The sequence below is a fragment of the Trebonia sp. genome (assembly GCF_049794275.1).
GTDB lineage: Bacteria > Actinomycetota > Actinomycetes > Streptosporangiales > Streptosporangiaceae > Trebonia.
This window is the reverse complement of record NZ_JBARCR010000536.1, coordinates 1-4460: the sequence shown is the minus strand read 5'-3', so window position 1 is coordinate 4460 and position 4460 is coordinate 1. Positions and strand designations below refer to the sequence as shown.

The window sequence follows — 4460 nt, the reverse complement described above, 5'->3', positions numbered from 1 at the left end:
CGCGACGCCAGCCTCGGAGTCGCGGCGGCGCTGATCATCGCGGCCGGGGTGTTCGGCGGCCTGCGGCTGGGCTCGAGTCCGCCGCAGGCCGCGCAGGCGAGTGCCCAGTTCCCCGGCCCCGCCGCCGGCCCATGGCAAACCGTGACCGGGCAGTCGCAGGGCATGACTGCCACCGTGATGTACCGCCCGATGGGCTGGGGGACGCAGCTCGCGGCGAAGGTCAGCGGCATCCCTGTCGGGACCAAGTGCCAGATGTGGGCGCTCGGCGCAGGCGGGACCCGCACGCTGGTCGGCAGCTGGGACACCGACAGCAGGGAGGGTACCGTCTGGTACCCGGCGTCGGCTTCGGTCCCGGCAGGCCAGATGGACGGGTTCGTGATCACCGTCGGCACGTCGTCGTCGATCACGGTGCAGGTTTAAACCCGAGGAATGGAATAGGGAATAGGCGACCGCACCCCGTGCGCTGGTAGGGGCGTGGCTGGTGGCCTGATTTTGCTTGTGGTGGTCCTCGCAGTGGCGAGCGCCGCCGGATTCGGCATGCGGCGCCGGCAGGGACGCTTTCGATCGCTGGGCGAAGCCGCCGTCCTTCCTTCTGCCGCTCCTGACGCCGTCCTGACCGCCGCCGACCTGGGCGCTCCGCTCGGCGCGCGGGGCACGCTCGTGCAGTTTTCCAGCGAGGTCTGCGCCTACTGCGGGCCGACCAGGGAACTGCTCGCCGAGGTGGCAAGGGACCGGGACGGCCTGGCGTTCGTCGAGATCGACGCCACGGAGCGGTTTGACCTGACCAGGCGGCTCCGGGTGTTCAGCACCCCGACGGTCCTGGTGCTCGCCGCGGACGGTTCTATCGCGGGACGCGCGTCGGGCCGGCCACGCAAGTCCGACGTGCTCGCGGCGGTCGGCACTGTTCTCGGCGAGGTCGCCGGTGAGGGTGACAGCGAGGCCGCGGGTGAATAGCATCTGGTGTGTGTCTTCCAGAACAGCGCAGATGCTGACCAAGCGACGTGCTGTCGACTTCTGCCGGGTGGCGACCGCGCTTTGTACGGCCACCCCGGTATTCGCTGCCGTCTGACCCCTGGGTCGCCGCGGGGCAGGCGGAGGAATTACACATCTCACGTGTGTCTGGGAGCAACATGACCATCGATTCGCGAGGGCCGCGGTTCAGCGCGGCCATTACTACAGTGGTGCTCGCGATCGTGCTGATCACCGGCAGTGGCTGGCTTCTCCTCGCTCAGACGCTTGTGTTCGCCGTGGGGGCGCTGGCCGGCCTGCGCTATCACCCCTACGGGCTCGTTTACCGTCACCTGGTCCGGCCACGGCTCGGACCGCCGTCGAGGACCGAGGCAGAGGCTCCGCCCCGCTTCGCTCAGGGCGTCGGCATGGTATTCGCCGCGATCGGCACTGTCGGTTTCCTGGCCGGCGTGCCCGTGCTCGGCTACGTGTTCGCCGCGTTCGCCCTGGGCGCCGCGTTCCTTAACGCGGCCTTCGATTACTGCCTCGGTTGCCAGATGTACCTGCTCATCCAACGGATCCGGCTGGCCGCTTAGGGAGCTGGCCGCACAAGGAGGTTTCTCATATCATGAGTCGTTCCGACGTCCTGGTCGACGCCGACTGGGTCGAATCCCATATCGGTGAGCCTGGCTATGTCATTGTCGAGGTCGACGAGGACACCAGCGCTTACGACAAGGGGCACATCCCGAGCGCCATCAAGATCGACTGGAAGAAGGACCTGCAGGACCCGGTTCGCCGCGACTTCGTGGACAAGACCGGCTTCGAGGCGCTGCTCTCCGACCGGGGCATCTCAAACGATGACACCGTCATCCTGTACGGCGGGAACAACAACTGGTTCGCCGCGTACGCGTACTGGTACTTCAGGCTGTACGGGCACCAGAACGTGGTGCTGCTCGACGGCGGCAGGAAGAAGTGGGAGCTCGACTCCCGCGAGCTGGCCACCGACGTGCCGAGCCGGCCGAAGACTAGCTACACCGCCACCGAGCAGGACTCCTCGCTGCGTGCCCTGCGCGACGAGGTGATCGCCGCGATCGGCAAGCGGAACCTCGTCGACGTCCGGTCTCCTGACGAGTTCGCCGGGCGGCTGCTCGCCCCGGCCCACCTGCCGCAGGAGCAGGCGCAGCGCGGCGGCCACATCCCGACCGCGAAGAACGTCCCGTGGTCCAAGGCCGCGAACGAGGACGGCACGTTCAAGTCCGACGACGAGCTCACGACCCTGTACAGGGACGAGGCGGGCGTCGACTTCGGCAAGGACACGATCGCGTACTGCCGGATCGGCGAGCGCTCGGCGCATACCTGGTTCGTGCTGCACGAACTCCTGGGCCAGCCCAACGTGAAGAACTACGACGGTTCGTGGACCGAGTACGGCTCGCTTGTCGGCGTGCCGATCGAGATCGGAGATGGCAAGTGAGCACAGACGGTTGCGGCGCGCCGGCAGGCGGCGTGACGATCACGAAGGACGCGGCTGGCAAGGAGGCGATCGTCGAGGGGCACGTGCTCCGCGACGGCACGCCCGTCGCGACGGGCTACGCCCGGCTGCTCGGCACCGGCGACGAGTTCGTGGCGGAGGTGCCGCTCGGTGAGGACGGCGGATTCCGCTTCTTCGCCGCGCCTGGCGACTGGACGCTCCGCGTCCTCGCGCCCGGCGGAGTGCGTGCCGAGTGCGCGGTCTCCGCGGACATCGGCCAGATCACCAAGGTGGAAGTGGCCGTCTAGGCAAGAGTGCGACGGCGGGTACTGGCGTTAACCGTCTGTACCCGCCGTCGTCGTATGCCAGTTCCCTGCGCGTCGCCAAGCGCAAAGTACGCTTTTGCGTCATGAACGAGAACCGCGAGGAATTCCAGCGCGATCTGGAGCGCATCGAGGCCAAGGTCATCGAGCTGTTCGCGATGGTGGCCGAGGACCTGCCCCGGGCCACAGACGCCCTGCTCAGTGGCGACAACGACGCGCTCGCGGTGCTGATCGAGCGCGAGCTGATCATTGACGCGCTCTGGCCCGAGATCGAGGAACTGGTCAACAGGGAGATCGTGCTGCAGGCGCCGGTCGCGGTCGACCTGCGCTACCTGCTATCCGTACTGCGTATCGTGCCTGTCCTTGAGCGCGCGCACGACCTGGTCATCTCGATCGGGAGCCGGGCCAATCACAGCCTCGGCGAGGAGCTGACCCCGCGTAGCAGGGTGATTGTCGAGCGGATGAGCGAACTCGCGTCCGCCATGTGGCGGCAGGCGGCCGACGCCTGGTATCAGCGCGACAAGACCGTCGCGTCCTCGCTGAGCGAACGCGATGAGGAGATGGACGAGCTGCATTCCAGCCTGACAGCCGAGCTGGCTTCTGGCCAGATGTCGGTGCAGGTGGCTATGGAGATGGCGCTGGTGGCGCGCGACTACGAGCGCCTCGGCGCGCACGCGGTCAACATCGCCCGCCGGGTGGTCTACCTGGCGGGCTCCACTCCGGAGAGCCCGCCAGGCAGCTGATCGGTTACCCGATCCGCCCGGTCACGTAGGCCTGGGTGCGGCTGTCGTGCGGGTCCTCGAAGATCTGCTGCGTCGAGCCGTACTCGACGAGCACGCCGGTGCGGGTGTCGCTTGCTCCGGGCTTCTCGTTGCGAAGCACCGAGAAGAACGCGGTGCGGTCGCTCACCCGGGTCGCCTGCTGCATGTTGTGCGTGACGATCACGATCGTGTACTGCGACTTGATCTCGTGCATGAGATCCTCGATCCGGCCCGTGGCGATCGGGTCGAGCGCCGAGCAGGGCTCGTCCATCAGCACGACGTCGGGCTCGACCGCGAGCGTGCGGGCGATGCACAGCCGCTGGGCCTGGCCGCCGGACAGGCCGAGGCCCGACTTGTTCAGCCGGTCCTTCACCTCGTCCCACAGCGCGGCCTGGTGCAGCGAGCGCTCGACGATCTCGTCCAGCCGGCTCTTCTTCCTGATGCCGTTGATGCGCGGCCCGTAGGCGACGTTCTCGTAGATCGACTTCGGAAACGGGTTCGGCTTCTGGAAGACCATGCCGATGCGCCGTCGCACGGCCGTCGCCGAGACGTCCTTGTGGTACAGCGACGCGCCGCGGTAGTGCACGTCCCCTTCGACCCGCGCGGACGGGATCAGGTCGTTCATCCGGTTCAGCGTCCGCAGCACGGTCGTCTTGCCGCATCCGGACGGTCCGATGAACGCCGTGATCTCGTTCTGGTAGACCGACAGGGAAACGTCCGTGACGGCACGGAACGACCCGTAGTAAATGGAGAGACTCTTCGCGTCGAAGACCTTCTCTGCTTCCGTCGCCGGGAATTCCGTCGGCGTCGCGGTCGTCTGCGGCACCTGTAGCTTAGCGGTGACCTGCTGGTCTTGCGGTTCCATGGTGTGCTCCCCTAGCGGTCGTACCGGGCGAACCGCGCGGTGATAAGGCGGGCCACGATCATCAGGATGAACGCGATTGCGATGAGCGTCAACGC

General features: G+C 67.4%; 8 protein-coding genes. 7 read left to right on the top strand and 1 reads right to left on the bottom strand.

All coding sequences use genetic code 11. From position 1 onward, the window contains the following. The 7 genes from WA805_RS14785 to phoU form a co-directional block, all read left to right on the top strand. Positions 1–420 (top strand): hypothetical protein (locus WA805_RS14785; protein WP_425242604.1); only part of this gene is annotated, 420 nt, incomplete at its 5' end. Positions 421–498: 78 nt separating this feature from the next. Then, a complete protein-coding gene (locus WA805_RS14780; RefSeq protein WP_424559897.1) occupies positions 499–954 on the top strand; it encodes a thioredoxin family protein in 456 nt (151 codons plus the stop codon). A 10-nt stretch (positions 955–964) separates the two neighbouring features. Beyond that, positions 965–1069 carry a putative leader peptide gene (locus tag WA805_RS14775; protein ID WP_422274394.1) on the top strand — a complete coding sequence of 35 codons (105 nt, stop codon included), beginning with the start codon at positions 965–967 and terminating at the stop codon, positions 1067–1069. Between the two features lie 61 nt (positions 1070–1130). After that, on the top strand, positions 1131–1544 hold the full coding sequence (locus WA805_RS14770) for a DUF4395 domain-containing protein (RefSeq protein WP_422291014.1): 414 nt from the start codon (positions 1131–1133) through the stop codon (positions 1542–1544). Positions 1545–1576: 32 nt separating this feature from the next. Continuing rightward, complete coding sequence (locus tag WA805_RS14765) at positions 1577–2419, top strand: sulfurtransferase (protein WP_425242603.1); 843 nt, start codon at positions 1577–1579, stop codon at positions 2417–2419. Continuing rightward, positions 2416–2724 (top strand): DUF1416 domain-containing protein, encoded by a 309-nt coding sequence (locus WA805_RS14760; protein ID WP_422274388.1) that lies wholly within the window; start codon positions 2416–2418, stop codon positions 2722–2724. The genes WA805_RS14765 and WA805_RS14760 overlap by 4 nt, the downstream gene beginning before the upstream one ends. Before the next feature lie 101 nt (positions 2725–2825). Then, positions 2826–3482 carry a phosphate signaling complex protein PhoU gene (gene phoU, locus WA805_RS14755; RefSeq protein WP_422325906.1) on the top strand — a complete coding sequence of 219 codons (657 nt, stop codon included), beginning with the start codon at positions 2826–2828 and terminating at the stop codon, positions 3480–3482. Between the two features lie 4 nt (positions 3483–3486). Here the strand turns inward: phoU and pstB are convergent, their stop codons facing one another. Then, entirely contained in the window at positions 3487–4365 is an 879-nt protein-coding gene (pstB, locus tag WA805_RS14750) for a phosphate ABC transporter ATP-binding protein PstB (RefSeq protein WP_425242602.1), read from the bottom strand. Positions 4366–4460 lie beyond the last annotated feature (95 nt).